Raw genomic sequence first — 16,926 nt, 5'->3', positions numbered from 1 at the left:
CGAGGCCCAATAGGAGAGACACCATGAAAGCCACTACCAAGATCGCCGCTACTGCCCTGCTCGCCGCTGCCCTGCCGCTGACCGCCCAGGCCGACCGCGCCAGTGACCGTGCCCAGGCGCTCAACGCCGAGCCGCTGTCCAGCCTCAGCGTCGCCGCCCTCGACGCCGCCCATCAGGTCGGCAACGCCCATATCGCCGACAACGGCAGCAATGCGATGGCCAACGCCCGCCTGGAGCTGCTGCGCGAACAGGCCAAGCGTACCGACTTCGCCATGAGCGAGCATGACCTGGACCTGGCCCGTCAGGCCACCACCGGCTAATTTTTGCCGACCAGATTAAAACGACCGTTTGACTTGGTGATGACCGGCAACGTCCAAATGACGCCCGGCGTCATCTCCAACAGACGATCGCGAAGGCCAGCAACAAAGGCCCTTCGACAAAGACTGCAAGACGACCGCTGAAACCGACATACGCGATGGCCAAGGGCTCACCCAGAAGCCCATCAGGCCTACAGGAGAGACACCATGAAAGCCACTACCAAGATCGCCGCTACTGCCCTGCTCGCCGCTGCCCTGCCGCTGACCGCCCAGGCCGACCGTGCCACTGACCGCGCCCAAGCGCTCAACGCCGAGCCGTTGGCTCAGGTCAGCGCCAGCGCGCTGGAGGCCGCCCATCAGGTCGGCAACGCCCATATCGCCGACAACGGCAGCAACGCCATGGCCAATGCCCGGCTGGAGCTGCTGCGGGTTCAGGCCAAGCGCACCGACTTCGCCATGAGCGAGCACGACCTGGACCTGGCCCGTCAGGCCACCACCGGCTAAGCGCACCGATCCGATGGGTGTCCGCGGGTAAGGACCCCGGGTACCAACGCAGAGGCCCCGCCGACGTGATGTCGGCGGGGCCTTTTTATGTGCCGGGTCTTTTTGTGCTCGGCCTTTTTGTGCTGGGCCTGGGGGAGGGTCTACCGGACACGGGGCCAGGTGCGGGACCAGGCACTCAGCGACCCGGCGACCCGGCCGTCGAGCCTGCGTCAGCGTGACTGAGGCGCGGAATCGACCTGCCGTGGCTGCCACAGCGCCTTCATCACCAGCGCGATGGTCAACATCACTGCGACGCCACTGATCGCCCCGATCCAGGTGGTACCGGTGACGCCGGCCACAAAGAAGGCCACCAGTCCTGCGACACCGGCTGTCACCGCGTAGGGCAGCTGGGTGCGCACATGGTCGATATGGTCACAGCTCGACCCCGCCGACGACAGAATGGTGGTATCGGAAATCGGCGAGCAATGATCGCCGAAGATGCCGCCGCTCAGCACCGAGGCGATGGCCAGCGCCATGGGCAGGTCCATGGCCGCCGCCACCGGCATGGCGATCGGAATCATGATGGCGAAGGTGCCGTAGGAGGTGCCGGTGGTGAAGGCCACCACGGCGCCGATCAGGAACAGCAGCACCGGTACCAGGCTGGGCGGAATGCTGGCCTCGGTCAGGCTGACCAGGTAGTCGGCGGTGCCAAGCTCGGAGGTGACGCTGCCGATGGACCAGGCCAGCGCCAGGATGATGTAGACCAGGGTCATGCTCTTGATGCCCTCGACCACGATATCCATGGCCTCGCGGAAGTCGAACAGCCGCTGACTCATGCCCATGGCCAGCCCCGTCATCACCGCCACCAGGGTGGCGATCAGGATCGACTGACCGCCGTCGGCGTTGCCCACCGCAGTCACCAGGTCATTTTCCGGGAAGTTGCCGGTCCACAGAAACAGCGGCGGAATCATCGCCAGCAACACCCCGATCGGCACCAGCATGTTGCGCTTGCGAGCGGTGTCTTCCGGCGCCTTGAGCTCCATGGCGTCGGTCTCGGAAGGCGGCTTGGCGGTGTCTTCCATCAGCTTGCCGGTCTCCCGGGCGCGACGTTCTGCCCGCGCCATGGGACCGAAGTCCCACTGGGTGACGACGATATAGAAGATCATCCCCAGCGCCAGCCAGGCGTAGAAGTTCAGCGGAATCGAGGACAGGTAGATCAGGTACTCCGAGCCGCTCACCTCCATCTCGCCCAGCTGAGTGCCGATCAGCCCCATGACGAAGACCACCCAGGTGGACACCGGGCCCAGCAGGCACATGGGGGCCGAGGTGGAATCGACGATGTAGGCGAGCTTCTCGCGGGAGACCTTCATGCGATCGGTGATCGGACGCATCACGCTGCCCACGGTGAGGGCGTTGAAATAGTCCTCGAAGAAGATCAGCATGCCAAGGCCAAGCGTGCTGCCCTGGGCGCCACGGGCGCTGGCGACCTTGCGCGAGATGGCGCGGGCGATGGCGTGGGCGCCACCGGTACGCTGCAGCACGCTGATCAAGACCCCGAACAGGCCACAGTAGATCAGCACGGTGGCGTTCCACTCGTCGCCGATGCTCGGCACGATAAAGTCAGAAAAACTGTTGTAGAGGCCGGCGGCAGGGTTGTAGCCGGCGAGCATGGTCGCCCCGAGCCAGACGCCGCAGAACAGCGCGGGAATGACGTTGCGCGTCGCCAATGCCAGCAGGATGGCCAGCAGCGGCGGCAACAGGGATAAGAGTCCGAAGGACATCGGGAGTCTCCTGGGTTCTTGTCGGTCTTGGCCCGAGGGGATGACGCCGGACGGCGTCGTGCGGGCAGCGGGGCATCCTAGGCGCTTGCGGCACAAACGGCAACCGCGCTGTCACATCCCCGCAACCGCCGTTCCAGAAGTACAAGCCAGCGCCGGCCTGCAGCTAGCTGACCACCCTGAAAATTCCCCTCGGACATCGGGTGACGGAGCCGACAGATACCTCCATCACCCCGCGACCCGCCTCCCCAACACCGACAGCCGATACCCTCTCTGGAGATACACCAGGCATCGCCCCGACGGCCCTCGCCTCAGTCAGGACGCCGCGTCTCCACCTCCACCCCCTTCATGCCCTGTGCCGTGTAGCGCTCGCCGGCAACGACGTCAGGCGCCAGGCCAGTGCCACTTGGCCCTGGGGCCGTCAGGCCTGACCGCGGGCCTGGCGAATACGCTGGTAGGCGTTGCCGATCTCGACGGTGCGGGCCTCGGCGACCTCGCGCATGCTGTCGGGCAGGCCACGACTGGCCAGCTTGTCCGGGTGGTTCTCGCTCATCAGCTTGCGGTAGGCGCGCTTGACCTCGGCGTCACTGGCCTCGTCGCTGACACCGAGCACCTTGTAGGCATCTTCCAGCGGGCTCTGGCTCTCCTGGGTCGCGCCGGCACCGTGGGAGGCGCCGCCCCGCAGCATGGCCTCAATCTGGGCGATCTCGGCCTCGCTGCAGCCAAGCCCGCGAGCCACCCGCATCAGCATGCTGTGCTCGGCCGGGTGCAGCACCCCATCGGCGGCGATGGCGGAAAGCTGCACCTGCAGGAAGATCTGGCGCAGCGCACTGCGCCCGCGCGTCAGCCGGGCCACCCGTGCGATCTCGCCGTCGAGGTCGAAGTCACTGGCGCGCCCGCGCTCGAAGGCGGCGCGGGCGCTGGCACGGGTGTTTTCCGGCAGACGCAGACGCACCAGCAATTGCTCCAGGACCTGGCGTTCCTCGCCGCTGACCTGACCATCGGCCTGGCACACCGCCCCCATCACCGCAAAGGTGGAGTCCATGAACTGACGCTGCATCTCTGCCAGGCCCTTGCTGAGCATCAGACCGCCGCGCAGGCGCCCGCCCAGCCACCAGCCGATACCGCCGCCGATCAGCATGCCCAGCGGCCCACCGGCCAGGAAGCCCACTACCGCGCCAATCACGATGATGGTCAGCATAAAATCCTCTCTTGTGCGCTACGTCGCCAAGCGGCGGCGCCACGTCTTTTTCTGTTTCGGCCCTGGCCAACCGTTGCGGCTATGCCAGGTCCCGCCAAAGGGGTATGAGCAGGCAGCATACCATCGCCGTCGAGCCGGCGGCGAAGGTCCAGCCTTCGCTGTTTCATCGAATGGTCATCTGCAAGCGCGACACTGCACGCCATTTCAAGCCGCTCGGTTCACACTCCCATGCGACTCTCGATCACGCGCCTTGCCATCGTCGGCGCCATCGCTTCCGCCAGCATCAGCGTCAGCCTGGCCTCCAATGCTTCGGTATTCCCCTGGCAGGGTTTGCTGGGGGTGGACACGCCGCCATCTGACACCGCCAGGTCCGTCATCGAGCGCCTGGTCGAAAGCGCCAGCCATCGCTGAGCCTGCTCCCAGACGCCATCGGCCCCCTGGAGCGGGGGCCGATGGCATGACGGACATACTTGCGCCGTGCGCGACGCAGGCACCCTCGCTCAGCGCTTTCGGTGCTTGTCCAGACGGCGACGAATCGCCGCCTCGATACCCTCGGCATCGAGGCCACAGTCACGCAGCAGCTCCGCTGGCTTGCCGTGTTCGGCAAAGACATCGGGCAGGCCCAGGTTGAGCACCGGCACGGCGACACCCTCGGCCAGCAGCAGTTCGTTGACGCCACTGCCGGCGCCTCCGGCCACCACGTTTTCTTCCAGGGTGACCAGCAGGTCGTGGTTGCGGGCGGCCTCTAGCACGGCGTCACGATCCAGCGGTTTGACGCTGCGCATATTGATGTGAGTGGCGTCTAGCCGCTCGGCCACCACCCCGGCGGGGTCATTGAGGCTACCGAAGGCCAGCAGCGCCACGCCCTTGCCCTGACGCCGCGGCTCGGCCACGCCGATGGGCAGCGGCTCGAGGTCGGCGGGAATGGGCACACCGGGACCGGTACCGCGGGGATAGCGCACCGCCGCTGGCCCCGGATGATGGTAGGCGGCGCTGAGCATGGCGCGACACTCGGCCTCGTCCGCCGGCGCCAGCACCACCATGCCCGGTACGCAGCGCAGGTAGGTCAAATCCAGGGCGCCATGGTGGGTCGGGCCATCCTCACCGACCAGGCCGGCACGATCGATGGCGAAGGTCACATCCAGCTCCTGCACCGCCACGTCATGGATCAACTGGTCATAGCCGCGTTGCAGGAAGGTCGAGTAGATCGCCACCACCGGCTTCATTGCCTCGCAGGCCATACCGGCGGCCAGGGTCACCGAGTGCTGTTCGGCGATGGCCACGTCGTAGTAGCGCTCGGGGTACTCCTTGGAGAAACGGATTAAATCCGACCCCTCGCGCATGGCCGGGGTAATACCGATCAGACGTTCGTCGGCGGCGGCCATGTCACAGATCCAGTCGCCGAACACGCTGCAGTACTTCTTCTTCGGCGGCGCATTCGACGCGGTCGCCGGGGGCTTGGCCTTGGCGGCCTCCGGCGTCTCCAGCTTGGTGATGGCGTGGTAGCCGATGGGATCGGACTCCGCCGGCAGGAAGCCCCGGCCCTTGCACGTCTTCACGTGCAGAAACTGAGGTCCGTCCAGCTCACGCATGCTGGTGAGGGCATCGGTCAGGGCGTCGATATCGTGGCCGTCGATGGGCCCGACATAATTGAAGCCCATCTCCTCGAACAGGGTGGCCGGACTGACCATGCCCTTGACGTGCTCCTCGGTGCGCCGCGCCAGCTCCAGCGCACCCGGCAGGTGGGACAGCACCCGCTTGCCGTTCTCACGCATGCTCAGATAGGGCTTGCTGACCAGAATCCGTGCCAGGTAGCTGGCCACGCCCCCGACGTTCTCGGAGATCGACATCTCGTTGTCGTTGAGCACGACCAGCAGGTTGGCGTTGACGTGGCCGGCGTGGGCCAGGGCCTCGAAGGCCATGCCCGCGGTCAGGGCGCCGTCGCCGATGACGGCACACACGCGGCGCTCCTGCTTCTGCGTGCGCGCCGCCAGGGCCATGCCCAGAGCCGCCGAGATGGAGGTGCTGGAATGGCCGACGCCAAAGGTGTCGTACTCCGACTCGGCACGCCGGGGAAAGGCGGCCAGACCACCGTAGCGACGAATGCTGGTCATGGCCTCGCGGCGGCCGGTCAGAATCTTGTGGGGATAGGCCTGGTGGCCCACGTCCCACACCAGGCGATCGTGGGGCGTGCGGAAGGCGTGGTGCAGCGCCACGGTCAGCTCGACCACACCAAGACCGGCGCCGAAGTGGCCGCCGGAAACGCCGACGCTATACAGCAGGTAGGCGCGCAGCTCATCGGCCACGCGCTTGAGCTGCTCTGCGCTCATGGCACGCAGCGCAGCCGGGGTATCCAGAGTATCGAGCAGCGGTGTCGCCGGCCGCTCGGTGGGAATCGTGTCGAACAGCTTCATGTTAGCCCTGTGGTCGTCAGTGATCGCGCTCGATCATGTAGCGGGCAAGCCCGGCCAGAGGCGCCGCCGCCTCGCCCAGCGGGGCGATGGCGTCGAGTGCCTCGTCGATCAGCGCACCGGCCTTGGCTCGGGCGCCGTCAAGCCCGAGCAGGGCGGGATAGGTCGGCTTGTCGCGGGCCGCGTCGGCCCCCGAGGTCTTGCCGAGGGTATCGGTGTCGCCGGTGACGTCCAGCACGTCGTCATGCACCTGAAACGCCAGGCCCATGGCCGCAGCATAGGTGTCCAACGCCCCCAGACGCGAATCGTCCTCGGCCACCGCCACCAGCCCACCGAGGCGAACCGCGGCGCGAATCAGCGCACCGGTCTTGTGGCGGTGCATGGTTTCCAGCATCGCCAGGTCGGGACGTTCGCCCACCACCGCCAGATCCAGCGCCTGGCCGGCGGCCATGCCGTCGCGACCAGACGCCTTGGCCAGGGTCGCCACCAGGGCACCCAGGCGGGGCGAGCGAGAGCTCGCCAGCAGCTCGAATGCCAGCGTCTGCAGGGCGTCACCGGCAAGAATCGCCGAGGCCTCATCGAAGGCCTTGTGCACCGTGGGCTGGCCACGTCGCAGGTCGTCGTCATCCATCGCCGGCAGATCATCGTGGACCAGCGAGTAGGCGTGGATCAGCTCGATCGCGGCGGCGGGGATATCGAGCTCGTCGTCGTCGGCCCCCAGCGCACGCCCTGCGGCGTAGACCAGGATGGGGCGCAGGCGCTTTCCTCCGACCAGCAGGCCGTGGCGCATCGCCGCCTCGAGCCGGGGTTCGACGACGTGGCGCTGTTCGAACAGTCCCTCGAGGCAGCGGTCTACCCGCGCCCGGTCTGCGGCCAAGCGGGCCAGCATGGTGTCAGCGTTCACCCGGTTCCTCCCCGATATCAAAAGGCGACAGCTGCATGCCACCGTCGGCGTTCTCCGTCAGGCTGCGCACCTTGAGTTCGGCCTCGTCGAGCCGCTTCTGGGCATCTCGCGTCAAGGCCACGCCCTGCTCGAAGGCCTTGAGCGACTCCTCCAGCGTCAGCTCGCCGGACTCCAGGCGCTCGACCAGTGTCTCCAGCTGGGTCATGGCCGAGGCGAAGTCGAGCGACTCGTCATCTTTCTGTGTTGGCTGGCGGTCCTGCGTTGCCATGCGCCCCTCCAGGCGGCGGGTCAAAGGCTGACCCGAGATTGCGAGTTCACGGCCGACGATGGGCCACCCGGGAAACGCAGGCTCGCTGACGACGTCCGGCCTTTCCCCAAAGGGCGACAGTATACACGCTCTCCCCCCGGGGTCGTCTGCCCTGGCCCTTATCCGCGGCCCGCGAAGCGCCCCTCGAAAGGACGGCGGTACATGCAGATGGCTCATGCTGCGGTGCAAGGATTTTCAACGTGAAAATGCCGCCCTGTGGTACTCTATGGACCCTGATTTTTCGCCTGCCCCACCACACAGCCGCTGGCTGCCGCCAACTCCAAGAGGTTGATTCGACCATGGCCAAAACGTCCCTGGACAAGAGCAAGATCAAGATCCTGCTGCTCGAGGGCGTCCACCAGAGTGCAGTGGACAATTTTCTCAACGCCGGATACACCAATATCGAGCATATGCCGACCTCGCTCGACGAAGAGTCGCTGATCGAGAAGATCCGTGATGTTCACTTCATCGGCATTCGCTCCCGCACCCAGCTCACCGAGCGGGTGTTCGCGGCGGCCGAGAAGCTGGTGGCGGTCGGTTGCTTCTGCATCGGTACCAATCAGGTCGATCTCACGGCGGCGCTGGTGCGCGGCATTCCGGTGTTCAACGCCCCCTACTCCAACACCCGCTCGGTGGCGGAGCTGGTGCTGGCCGAGGCCATCATGCTGCTGCGCGGGATTCCCGAGAAGAACGCCCGTGCCCACCAGGGCGGCTGGCTGAAGAGCGCCAAGAACAGCCACGAGGCCCGCGGCAAGACCCTCGGCATCGTCGGCTACGGCAGCATCGGCTCGCAATTGTCGGTGCTGGCCGAGGCGCTTGGCTTCGACGTCATCTACTACGACGTCATCACCAAGCTGGCCATGGGCAACTCGCGCCAGGTCGCCAGCCTCGAGGAGCTGCTCGCCCGCTCCGACGTGGTCAGCCTGCACGTGCCCGACTTGCCGTCCACCCGCTGGATGATCGGCGAGGAGCAGATCAGCCTGATGAAGCCCGGCGCCATCCTGATCAACGCCGCCCGTGGCAGCGTGGTAGTGATCGAGGCCCTGGCCGAGGCGATCAAGGAAGGCCGACTCAACGGTGCCGCCATCGACGTCTTCCCGGTGGAGCCCAAGGGCAACGCCGACGAGTTCGAAAGCCCGCTGCGTGGCCTCGAGAATGTCATCCTCACCCCGCACATCGGCGGTTCCACCCTGGAAGCCCAGGAGAACATCGGCGTCGAGGTGTCCGAGAAGCTGGTGACCTTCTCCGACAACGGCACCAGCATCACCTCGGTCAACTTCCCCGAGGTGGCACTGCCGGCCCACCCGGACAAGCACCGCCTGCTGCACATCCACGAGAACGTGCCCGGCGTGATGTCCGAGATCAACCGGGTGCTGTCGGAAAACGACATCAACATCTCCGGCCAGTACCTGCAGACCAACGAAAAGGTCGGCTACGTGGTCATCGACGTCGACAAGGCCTACGGTCCCCAGGCGCTCGAAGCCCTGCGCGAGGTGAACCACACCCTGCGCACCCGGGTGCTGTACTCCGAGACCAACTACGCCGACTGAGCGGCGGACGTAGCGCCTGCTCGCGGCGAGCTATCCCGCGCGGCAGCTATCGCACTCGGGATGACGATGAGGCGCCGCTCTCCTTCGGGAGGGCGGCGCCTTTTTACTCGCAGGCCTTTTTACTCGCTTAACGGTCGCGCCCCGTTCGCGCCCCTCAAAAGCCGACACCCAAAAGCCTGTGGCTCAGCGAGAAAACGCCTATCCTGAGCGTCTTCCCGATGACCTCTTCAAAGGATGCACGATGCCAACCGGACTGGCCTATCTGATCGTGGTGCTGGTGTGGGCCTCCACCCCGCTGGCCATCAAGTGGAGCGCCGAGGCCGGCGCCCCCATCGGCAGCGTGATGCTGCGCATGGGCCTGGCGCTGGTCGCCGGCGCTCTGATCCTGCTGGTGCTGAGACGCGGCGTCCGCCTCGATCGCCGCGCCCTTGCCAGCTACGCCGCCGCGGTGCCGGGGGTGTTCGGCGCCATGGCGCTGAGCTACCACGCCTCCCAGTTTCTGCCCTCGGGCCTGCTGTCGGTGATGTTCGGCATGGCGCCGTTGATCTCCGGCTTCATCCTGCAGGCCCTGCCCGGCAGCACCCGGCTCAGGCGTTGGCACTGGATCGGCTGCGGCCTGGGGGTGGCGGGGCTGGCGGTGGTGTTCGCCGACAGCCTGACGCTCGGCGGCGGCGCCCAGGTGCTGGCACTGGCCATGATGCTGTCGGCGGTGACCCTGTTCAGCGCCAGCGGCATCGCCGTGCAGCGGGTGGCCGCCGGGCTCGACCCCTTGCAACAGACCGTGGGGGCGCTGGCCGGCTCCATGCCCTGCTTTCTGGTGTTATGGCTCGCCAGCGGTGAACCGCTGATGATTCCCCTCAGCCCCCGTGGGCTGTGGGCGGTGCTTTACCTTGCGCTGTTCGGCTCGCTGATCGGCTTCCTCTGCTACTACCTGATCCTGTCTCGGCTGCACGCCGCCAGCGTCGCCCTGGTGACCCTGATCACCCCGGTGCTGGCGCTGACCCTCGGCATGCTGCTCAATCAGGAAACCCCTTCGCCTTCGATGCTGCTGGGCGCACTACTGATTCTGGTGGCGCTGGGTGCCTACCTGTTCGGGGACCGACTGAGCCGGCGCCGAGCCGCCCGCGAGGCCGCCAGGCCGTGAAGCAGAGGGGCACTTGACAAGCCCTGACGTCATGGCCATTTTGTACACAATAACGGTCATATATTGCGCACCACAATGGTACACAGGCCGCTCGATATCGGTGCAGCGTGAACCGTGAAACTGATGACGCTCACCGCCCTCGGCGGCTGTTTCTGAAGGCACCTGAACCAGGTATCCGCTACGCGACGAGCCCTCGCCCTCCTTGACCAAGGGACGGCGTCGGGAGCAGGGCACGATGCTTGGGTAACCCTTCGCTCGGCGAAGCCAACCCAGGAGAACTGCATGAGCTCACATCCCCCCGTCACTTGGATCAAGCATCCACTGGCCGCCAGCGACCCTGACGCGGCCGGTGGTGTCGTCGTTCAGGACGGCCGAATCATCGAAGCCGTGGCCGCCGGCCAGACGCCCCGAACCCGCGTCGAGCAGACCTTCGATGCCTCCCGCCACGTGCTGCTGCCGGGCCTGGTCAACACCCACCACCACTTCTACCAGACCCTGACCCGGGCCTACTCGCCGGCGCTCAACAAGGAGCTGTTTCCCTGGCTCACCACCCTTTACGACGTCTGGGCCAACCTCGACGAGGCCCAGCTGGCGCTGGCCAGTGAGCTGGCCATGGTGGAGCTGCTGATGAGCGGCTGTACCACCGTCGCCGACCATCACTACGTGTTCTCCGGCGCGCTCGAGCACGCCATCGACGTCCAGGTGGAGACCGCGCGTCGGCTCGGCGTGCGCGCCGCCCTGACCCGCGGCTCGATGAGCGTGGGGCGCGAGCAGGGCGGGCTGCCGCCCCAGTCGGTGGTGCAGGATGAGGCGACCATCCTCGACGAGAGCACCCGTCTGATTGACGCCTACCATCAGCGCGGCGAGGGCGCCATGGTGACCCTGGCGCTGGCGCCCTGCTCGCCCTTCTCGGTCAGCCGTGAGCTGATGGTCGACAGCGCTCGCCTGGCCGAGCAGAAGGACGTGCGCCTGCACACCCACCTGGCAGAAACCGAGGACGAGACGCAGTACTGTCAGAAGCTGTTCGGGATGCGACCGCTGGACTACCTCGAGGCCACCGGCTGGCTCAGCGACCGCACCTGGCTGGCCCACGGCATCCACTTCAACGACGACGAGGTCGCCCGCCTCGGCCAAGCCGGCACCGGCATCGCCCACTGCCCCTCATCCAACATGGTGCTGGGCTCTGGCATGTGCCGCACCCTGGAACTCGAGGCCGCCGGTTGCCCGGTAGGCCTGGCGGTGGACGGCTCGGCCTCGGCGGATCACTCCAACCTGGCCGAGGAGATGCGCCAGGCGATGCTGATCGGCCGCCTGCGCTACTCGCCCAGCCAGGTACGTCACCAGGACGTCATCCGCTGGGCCACCGAAGGCTCCGCGCGTTGTCTGGGGCGCAGCGACATCGGCGGACTGAAGGTTGGCCAGCAGGCCGATCTGGCGCTGTTCCGGCTGGACGAGCCGCGCTTCTCTGGCGCCGAGAACCCGCTGGCCGCCCTGCTGCTGTGCGGTGCCCACCGTGCCGACCGAGTGATGGTGGCCGGCCAGTGGCGGGTGGCCGACGGCCAGCCGCTCGACGTCGATCTGGGCGAGCTGATGGCCCGCCACAACGCGGCGGCGGTGCGGCTAAGGCGTGCGGTCTAGGAGGCTCGGGGCGCGCCTGGACGCACTCCTTCGAACAGGACAACGGGAAGACAAAAGGCAACAACAGCGAACGACGAACGGATCTCGAGCGCAGCGCGGCACCACGGGCCAGGGCCGACGCTGCCGCCCCCTGACAACGGTCGCCGTGCCACGGCAGTCAGCACAGACGGTCTGACGCCTGTCACGGTCTCCGGGGTTTCGCCGCCGACGCTCCGACAAGGACGCCGGTGCTACAACGACAACAGGAGAAAACCCTGCCATGCCCACCCACGACTCCTCCGGGGACACCCTGGAAAGCGCATCTGTGCGCTCGACCCATGACGTCAACGCCATGCCGCCCCTGGGGCGCGCCATTCCGCTGGGCCTGCAGCACGTGCTGGCGATGTTCGTCGGCAACGTCACGGTGCCGATCATCATCGCCGGCGCCGCCGACCTGCCGGCGGACCAGACCGCCTTCATGATCCAGGCGGCGATGTTCGTGGCCGGTGTCGCCACCCTGGTGCAGTCGCTGGGGATAGGCCCCATCGGCGCCCGCCTGCCCATCGTCATGGGCACCAGCTTCGGCTTCGTCCCGGTGCTGATTCCCATTGCCGTGGGCATGGGGCTACCGGCGGCCCTTGGCGCGGCCCTGTGTGGCGGGGTCGCCATGGCCCTGGTGGGCATGTTTCTGCCGGTGTTCCGGTTTCTGTTCCCGCCGGTGGTCACCGGCACCTTCGTGGTCATGCTCGGCACCCTGCTGATGCCGGTAGGCTTCGCCTACTGGGGCGGAGGCTTCGGCGCCGCCGACTTCGGCGCCACCCACCACCTGCTGCTGGGGGCGCTGGTACTGGTGGTGACCCTGGGTCTGCACCAGTACGGCCGCGGTATCTGGTCCGAAGCGGCGCCGCTGATCGGCCTGATCACCGGTTACGTGGTGGCCACCATGTTCGGCTATATCGACTTCTCCACCATCGGTGACGCCGACTGGCTGTCACTGCCGGTGCCGCTGACCATCGGGCTTGAATTCCATCTGGCGGCGATCCTGCCGGTGGTGCTGCTGGCCGTGGTCACCTGCGCCGAGTCCATCGGCGACATCGTCGGCACCACCGCCGGCGGGATGGACCGCGAGCCGACCCACAAGGAGCTCTCCGGTGGGGTCATGGCCGACGGCCTGTCCAGTGTGTTCGCCGCGATCTTCAACGCCTTCCCCCAGATCAGCTTTAGCCAGAACGTGGGCATGGTGGCGCTGACCGGTGTGGTCAGCCGCTATGTGGTGGCCATCGGCGGCGCCTTCCTGCTGCTGGCGGGCCTGATCCCCAAGCTGGGCGCCATCGTTTCCAGCATCCCCAATTCGGTGCTGGGCGGGGCGGTACTGATCATGTTCGGCATGATTGCCAGCGCCGGGATCAAGATGCTTTCCCATATCGACTTCAACAAGCGCAACATGGTGATCATCGGGGTCTCGCTGTCCGCCGCGGTGGGCCTGCCGGCCCAGGAAGGGCTCTACGCCAATCTGAGCGACAACCTCCAGGCCATCATCGAGTCAGGGCTGATCCCCGGCGCGCTGTTTGCCATCGTGCTCAATCTGGTACTGCCCAAGGCCGATCGGGTCTTCCGCGACAGCGTCTGACACGCCACACCGTCCCCTCGAGGACACCATGACGCCACTTTCGGGCCCGCCACGCGGGCCCGCTTCGTTTCCCCAGGACAGGGACGCAGCCCAGGCTCAGCAGCTTCTGACTTCACGGTAGCGATGACGCCTGTAGACCTTCACTCGCTGGCCCTCGAGCGTCGTCATCCCTTCCCACACAAAGCCCGCGTTCTGTGCCACTCGGCTCGACGGCACATTGGTGGGATCGACCACCGCCACCAGCGACTCGCAGTCGGTGATGGCAAAGGCGTGGGCCACCACCGCCAGGGCCACCTCGGTGGCAAGCCCTCTACCCCAATGATGCACGGCGTAACGATAGCCGATGGCCAACTCCCGCTCGCCGTCGAGGATCTCGTGATCGAAGCCGCAGAAGCCCATCAACGCTCGCGATACCGGGTGCACCACCGCCCAGTAGCCAAAGCCCTTGTCGGCGTAGCTCGCGCGACAGGCATCGAGAAAGCGACGGCTCCCCGCCATGTCCTGCACACCGTGGAGCGAGTGACGCATCACCCGGGGATCGGCCAGCAGTCGGCTCAAGCCAGGCAGATCATAGCGCTCTAGCGGGCGCAGCCGGCTACGCGGCGTGGCCAGCACGTCGCCCTGCATCGGCCTGGGCCTCAGCCTGTCGTCCTGCATCATGCGCCTCTCGCGTCGTGGATCGCTTGTGCGAATGTACGCCATCCTCCACGGCCATGACCACGGACGCTGGCCGCCAGCAAGCCGCCCCTGTCGTCGTCCTGGCGCTACCCTGACGCCGCTCTGGCGCCGCCCTGGCGTCAACCAGGGAGGCCAGGCCACTCTTCCCCTTTGGTCGAAGCAGGCCCCGAAAAGGCGTCATCACGCGCTAGGCTTGCGAAGTTTTCCCTCGTTGGAGCCATGACGATGCCCGCCTCACCTTCCGCCCAGCCTGACACCGGTGACCTCGCCGTGGTGCGTCACGATGATCGTGGGGTCGTCCATCTGACCCTCAACCGCCCGGCAAGCTTCAATGCCCTGTCCCGGGACATGCTCACCGCACTGGATGATGCCTTTGCCGCAATCGACCCTGATCCTTCGTTGCGGGCGGTGGTGATCGCTGCCGAGGGCCGCGCCTTCTGCGCCGGCCATGACCTCAAGGAGATGCGCGAGCTCGGCGACGAGGACGCCTATCGACAGCTCTTCGCCCAGTGCTCCCGGGTGATGCAGCGCCTGCAGGACTGTCCGGTGCCGGTGATCGCTCGAATTCAGGGGCTTGCCACCGCCGCCGGCTGCCAGCTGGCAGCCAGCTGTGACATGGCGGTGGCCGCCCGCTCGGCGCGCTTCGCCGTCTCCGGCATCAAGGTCGGGCTGTTCTGTTCCACCCCAGCGGTGGCGCTGACCCGCAATATCGGTCCCAAGCAGGCCGCCGAGATGCTGTTTACCGGTGAGTTCATCGACGCCGACCAGGCGCTGGAGTGGGGCCTGGTCAACCGGGTCGCCGAGGACGACGCCCTCGACGACAGTCTCGAGGTGCTGCTCGACAGCCTGCGCGCCAAGAGCCAGGTGGCGCTGTTCACCGGCAAGGCCATGCTGGCCCGCCAGCGTGCCCTGCCGCTGGGCCAGGCCTACGCCTACGCAGGCGAGGTGATGGCCGCCAACATGATGGCCGAAGACGTGGCCGAAGGCATCGACGCCTTCGTCGCCAAGCGCGCCCCCCACTGGCGCCATCGCTGAGCGCCGGACCAGGCTCAGCCAAGGCAGGGCCGCTTGTGGAAGCCTTTTCCGCAAACGCGACAAGCGGCCGCGCCAACAGGTATGCTAAGGACTGTGCCAAACGGTTGACCCAGGAGATGCAAGGTGACGGAAAGCAAGCGCAGAACGGCCGGCCGACCGGCCAGCGGCAAGGCCAGCGGAGGCCACAGCCAGTCGCTGGTGCGGGGACTCAACCTGCTGGAATTGCTGGCGATGCACCCGGGCGGCCTGGCGCTGTCCGACATCGCCGAGCAGGCCGATCTGGCACCGTCCACGACCCATCGCCTGCTGCAGGCCCTGCTGAGCCAGGGCTTTATCACCCAGGACGAGGAACTCGGCGTCTGGCGCATCGACGTCAAGACCTTTCGCATCGGCAACAGCTTTCTCGAGGCACGCGACTTCGTTGCCACCAGCCGTCCTTACCTGCGCCGACTGACCCGTGAGACCGGCGAGACCGCCAATCTGGGCGTGCGTGAAGGCACCACGGCGGTGTTCCTGGCGCAGAGCGAATCGCCCCAGATGATGCGCATGATCACCCGTCTGGGCTCACGTGCCCCGCTGCACGCCTCGGGCGTGGGCAAGGCGCTGATGGCCTGGCTGCCCGACGACGACCTGGAGCGGGTGCTGGCCGAACGCGGCCTGGACCGTGTCACCGTCAACACCCTGTCGAGTCCCTCCGAGCTCCGTCGCGCCATGGCCGAGATCCGTGAACGCGGCTACGCCTGCGACCGCGAAGAGCATGCCATCGGCCTGCACTGCGTGGCCGCCTGCATCCACGATGAACTGGGCACGCCGCTGGCGGCCATCTCGGTCTCCGGGCCGGTGGCGCGTATCCCCGACGAACGCCTGTCCCAGCTCGGCGAGCTGGTGCGCGCCACCGCCGCAGAAATTACCGCCCAGCTAGGCGGACGCATTCCCGCCGCCGAGGACTTCAAGCCCTGACACCCGGGCTCACCGGCTCCCTCAAGAGATCCCCCGATGACCGACGCCTGGCGCAAGTACAAGAGCGCACCACCGCCCGGGGCCGTGCTGGAATCGACCAGCCTGGCCCCGGGTGAGAGCCGCTGCCTCAATATCGAGAGCGACAACGGCCGCTTCCCGCTGATCCTCGCCCGCCACGCCGATGGCCGGGTACACGCCTACGTCAACGCCTGCCCCCATCAGTACCTGCCGCTGGACGGCCGCGGCAGCAACATCCTCAGCCGCGACGGCGAGCTGTTGATCTGTACCCACCACCAGGCCTGCTTCCGTCTCGACAGCGGCGAGGGCATCTCCGGCCCCGCCCAGGGCGAGGCACTGGACCCGGTCCCGGTGCAGGAAGTCGATGGCTGGTGGGTGATCGGGGAGTGAGGGAGCGAATCTGCCTGTCGCAGTGGCGACTTGACCCTTATCCGCAGTGAGGACCTGCCCTCGATCCCGGCCCCAAGGCCAAGCATGGGATTGACGCCCTTGATGCACAACGACGCTGGTTTGACCCTCTCCTTATCGAGATCCCCGCCAAGACGCCCGACGAACCTGGATTGCTGGTTATTGGCTCGATCGAAGGCAAGCACTGTTCTGCCGTTGTAACGCCGCGCGACCGGGCTACGCATCATCTCTGTAAGGCGCTCGCGGAAGGAAGAGGTGGAGCTCCATGAAAGCCAGGACGCTTGATCAAAAAATTCGATGATGGCGAAGACGTCTCGGAAGCCCTCTCCCCGTCCAGGGCTCGGCGCCCCAATCAGTCACAAAGACGGGGCAACGTCGACTTTCCTGTCTGGATGATCGAGTCTCTCGACGAGGAAGCCAGCCGCCCGGGAGTGACTCGCCAATCGATCATCGAGGTGTGGCTGGCCTAGCGCCTGGAGCAGTGC

The 16,926-nt window shown here is 66.8% G+C and carries 18 protein-coding genes; 12 read left to right on the top strand and 6 right to left on the bottom strand.

Annotated features, from left to right (window positions below):
- The first annotated feature begins 23 nt into the window (after window positions 1-23).
- A complete protein-coding gene (locus KUW00_RS01065) occupies window positions 24-320 on the top strand; it encodes a hypothetical protein (RefSeq protein WP_108131883.1) in 297 nt (98 codons plus the stop codon).
- A 204-nt stretch (window positions 321-524) separates the two neighbouring features.
- On the top strand, window positions 525-821 hold the full coding sequence (locus KUW00_RS01060) for a hypothetical protein (RefSeq protein ID WP_045993896.1): 297 nt from the start codon (window positions 525-527) through the stop codon (window positions 819-821).
- Window positions 822-1,030: 209 nt separating this feature from the next.
- Here KUW00_RS01060 and KUW00_RS01055 read toward each other — a convergent pair whose 3' ends face one another.
- Window positions 1,031-2,581 (bottom strand): Na+/H+ antiporter NhaC family protein, encoded by a 1,551-nt coding sequence (locus KUW00_RS01055; protein WP_045993895.1) that lies wholly within the window; start codon window positions 2,579-2,581, stop codon window positions 1,031-1,033.
- A gap of 418 nt (window positions 2,582-2,999) precedes the next feature.
- Window positions 3,000-3,779 carry a co-chaperone DjlA gene (gene djlA / locus KUW00_RS01050; protein WP_108131885.1) on the bottom strand — a complete coding sequence of 260 codons (780 nt, stop codon included), beginning with the start codon at window positions 3,777-3,779 and terminating at the stop codon, window positions 3,000-3,002.
- A gap of 228 nt (window positions 3,780-4,007) precedes the next feature.
- On the opposite strand from djlA, the gene KUW00_RS01045 reads away from it, so the two are divergent.
- A complete protein-coding gene (locus KUW00_RS01045; RefSeq protein WP_108131886.1) occupies window positions 4,008-4,190 on the top strand; it encodes a hypothetical protein in 183 nt (60 codons plus the stop codon).
- A gap of 89 nt (window positions 4,191-4,279) precedes the next feature.
- Here KUW00_RS01045 and dxs read toward each other — a convergent pair whose 3' ends face one another.
- Genes dxs through KUW00_RS01030 form a run of 3 tightly spaced genes read right to left on the bottom strand, consistent with a single transcriptional unit; the run spans window position 4,280 to window position 7,362 of the window.
- The gene (gene dxs, locus KUW00_RS01040; protein WP_108449471.1) at window positions 4,280-6,193 is read right to left on the bottom strand and encodes a 1-deoxy-D-xylulose-5-phosphate synthase; all 1,914 of its coding nucleotides are present in this window, start codon (window positions 6,191-6,193) and stop codon (window positions 4,280-4,282) included.
- 16 nt (window positions 6,194-6,209) lie between these two features.
- The gene (gene ispA / locus KUW00_RS01035) at window positions 6,210-7,079 is read right to left on the bottom strand and encodes a (2E,6E)-farnesyl diphosphate synthase (RefSeq protein ID WP_045993952.1); all 870 of its coding nucleotides are present in this window, start codon (window positions 7,077-7,079) and stop codon (window positions 6,210-6,212) included.
- A 4-nt stretch (window positions 7,080-7,083) separates the two neighbouring features.
- Window positions 7,084-7,362 carry an exodeoxyribonuclease VII small subunit gene (locus KUW00_RS01030; RefSeq protein ID WP_045993891.1) on the bottom strand — a complete coding sequence of 93 codons (279 nt, stop codon included), beginning with the start codon at window positions 7,360-7,362 and terminating at the stop codon, window positions 7,084-7,086.
- A gap of 338 nt (window positions 7,363-7,700) precedes the next feature.
- On the opposite strand from KUW00_RS01030, the gene serA reads away from it, so the two are divergent.
- From serA to KUW00_RS01010, 4 genes are all read left to right on the top strand, one after another.
- A complete protein-coding gene (gene serA, locus KUW00_RS01025; protein ID WP_045993890.1) occupies window positions 7,701-8,951 on the top strand; it encodes a phosphoglycerate dehydrogenase in 1,251 nt (416 codons plus the stop codon).
- 241 nt (window positions 8,952-9,192) lie between these two features.
- Window positions 9,193-10,095 carry a DMT family transporter gene (locus tag KUW00_RS01020; protein WP_108131888.1) on the top strand — a complete coding sequence of 301 codons (903 nt, stop codon included), beginning with the start codon at window positions 9,193-9,195 and terminating at the stop codon, window positions 10,093-10,095.
- Window positions 10,096-10,377: 282 nt separating this feature from the next.
- Window positions 10,378-11,733, top strand: a complete 1,356-nt coding sequence (locus KUW00_RS01015; protein ID WP_222568036.1) for an 8-oxoguanine deaminase — start codon at window positions 10,378-10,380, stop codon at window positions 11,731-11,733.
- Window positions 11,734-11,992: 259 nt separating this feature from the next.
- Window positions 11,993-13,342 carry a uracil-xanthine permease family protein gene (locus tag KUW00_RS01010; protein WP_052704445.1) on the top strand — a complete coding sequence of 450 codons (1,350 nt, stop codon included), beginning with the start codon at window positions 11,993-11,995 and terminating at the stop codon, window positions 13,340-13,342.
- Window positions 13,343-13,438: 96 nt separating this feature from the next.
- Here the strand turns inward: KUW00_RS01010 and KUW00_RS01005 are convergent, their stop codons facing one another.
- Window positions 13,439-14,002 (bottom strand): GNAT family N-acetyltransferase, encoded by a 564-nt coding sequence (locus KUW00_RS01005; RefSeq protein WP_162816504.1) that lies wholly within the window; start codon window positions 14,000-14,002, stop codon window positions 13,439-13,441.
- Between the two features lie 243 nt (window positions 14,003-14,245).
- On the opposite strand from KUW00_RS01005, the gene KUW00_RS01000 reads away from it, so the two are divergent.
- The 5 genes from KUW00_RS01000 (at window position 14,246) to brnA (ending at window position 16,911) form a co-directional block, all read left to right on the top strand.
- Window positions 14,246-15,055 (top strand): enoyl-CoA hydratase, encoded by an 810-nt coding sequence (locus KUW00_RS01000; protein WP_045993886.1) that lies wholly within the window; start codon window positions 14,246-14,248, stop codon window positions 15,053-15,055.
- A 123-nt stretch (window positions 15,056-15,178) separates the two neighbouring features.
- Window positions 15,179-16,015 (top strand): IclR family transcriptional regulator, encoded by an 837-nt coding sequence (locus KUW00_RS00995; protein ID WP_108131892.1) that lies wholly within the window; start codon window positions 15,179-15,181, stop codon window positions 16,013-16,015.
- Between the two features lie 36 nt (window positions 16,016-16,051).
- Window positions 16,052-16,423 carry a Rieske (2Fe-2S) protein gene (locus KUW00_RS00990; RefSeq protein WP_222568035.1) on the top strand — a complete coding sequence of 124 codons (372 nt, stop codon included), beginning with the start codon at window positions 16,052-16,054 and terminating at the stop codon, window positions 16,421-16,423.
- Window positions 16,424-16,512: 89 nt separating this feature from the next.
- Complete coding sequence (locus tag KUW00_RS22610) at window positions 16,513-16,710, top strand: BrnT family toxin (RefSeq protein ID WP_367399262.1); 198 nt, start codon at window positions 16,513-16,515, stop codon at window positions 16,708-16,710.
- 12 nt (window positions 16,711-16,722) lie between these two features.
- Window positions 16,723-16,911 (top strand): type II toxin-antitoxin system BrnA family antitoxin, encoded by a 189-nt coding sequence (gene brnA, locus KUW00_RS22520; RefSeq protein ID WP_315901089.1) that lies wholly within the window; start codon window positions 16,723-16,725, stop codon window positions 16,909-16,911.
- Window positions 16,912-16,926 lie beyond the last annotated feature (15 nt).

The organism is Halomonas sp. DP5N14-9, from assembly GCF_019802175.1.
In the GTDB taxonomy this organism is placed as follows: domain Bacteria; phylum Pseudomonadota; class Gammaproteobacteria; order Pseudomonadales; family Halomonadaceae; genus Halomonas; species Halomonas litopenaei.
The sequence above is the reverse complement of the archived record's forward strand: the minus strand, read 5'-3'. Positions and strand labels throughout refer to the sequence as shown.

Coding starts and splice junctions, on each gene's coding strand:
- KUW00_RS01055 (WP_045993895.1), bottom strand. CDS start 2,581: ATGTCCTTCGGACTCTTATCCCTGTTGCCGCCGCTGCTGGCCATCCTG.
- KUW00_RS01020 (WP_108131888.1), top strand. CDS start 9,193: ATGCCAACCGGACTGGCCTATCTGATCGTGGTGCTGGTGTGGGCCTCC.
- djlA (WP_108131885.1), bottom strand. CDS start 3,779: ATGCTGACCATCATCGTGATTGGCGCGGTAGTGGGCTTCCTGGCCGGT.
- KUW00_RS01015 (WP_222568036.1), top strand. CDS start 10,378: ATGAGCTCACATCCCCCCGTCACTTGGATCAAGCATCCACTGGCCGCC.
- KUW00_RS01060 (WP_045993896.1), top strand. CDS start 525: ATGAAAGCCACTACCAAGATCGCCGCTACTGCCCTGCTCGCCGCTGCC.
- KUW00_RS00990 (WP_222568035.1), top strand. CDS start 16,052: ATGACCGACGCCTGGCGCAAGTACAAGAGCGCACCACCGCCCGGGGCC.
- KUW00_RS01065 (WP_108131883.1), top strand. CDS start 24: ATGAAAGCCACTACCAAGATCGCCGCTACTGCCCTGCTCGCCGCTGCC.
- serA (WP_045993890.1), top strand. CDS start 7,701: ATGGCCAAAACGTCCCTGGACAAGAGCAAGATCAAGATCCTGCTGCTC.
- ispA (WP_045993952.1), bottom strand. CDS start 7,079: ATGCTGGCCCGCTTGGCCGCAGACCGGGCGCGGGTAGACCGCTGCCTC.
- KUW00_RS01005 (WP_162816504.1), bottom strand. CDS start 14,002: ATGATGCAGGACGACAGGCTGAGGCCCAGGCCGATGCAGGGCGACGTG.
- dxs (WP_108449471.1), bottom strand. CDS start 6,193: ATGAAGCTGTTCGACACGATTCCCACCGAGCGGCCGGCGACACCGCTG.
- KUW00_RS01010 (WP_052704445.1), top strand. CDS start 11,993: ATGCCCACCCACGACTCCTCCGGGGACACCCTGGAAAGCGCATCTGTG.
- KUW00_RS01045 (WP_108131886.1), top strand. CDS start 4,008: ATGCGACTCTCGATCACGCGCCTTGCCATCGTCGGCGCCATCGCTTCC.
- KUW00_RS01030 (WP_045993891.1), bottom strand. CDS start 7,362: ATGGCAACGCAGGACCGCCAGCCAACACAGAAAGATGACGAGTCGCTC.
- KUW00_RS01000 (WP_045993886.1), top strand. CDS start 14,246: ATGCCCGCCTCACCTTCCGCCCAGCCTGACACCGGTGACCTCGCCGTG.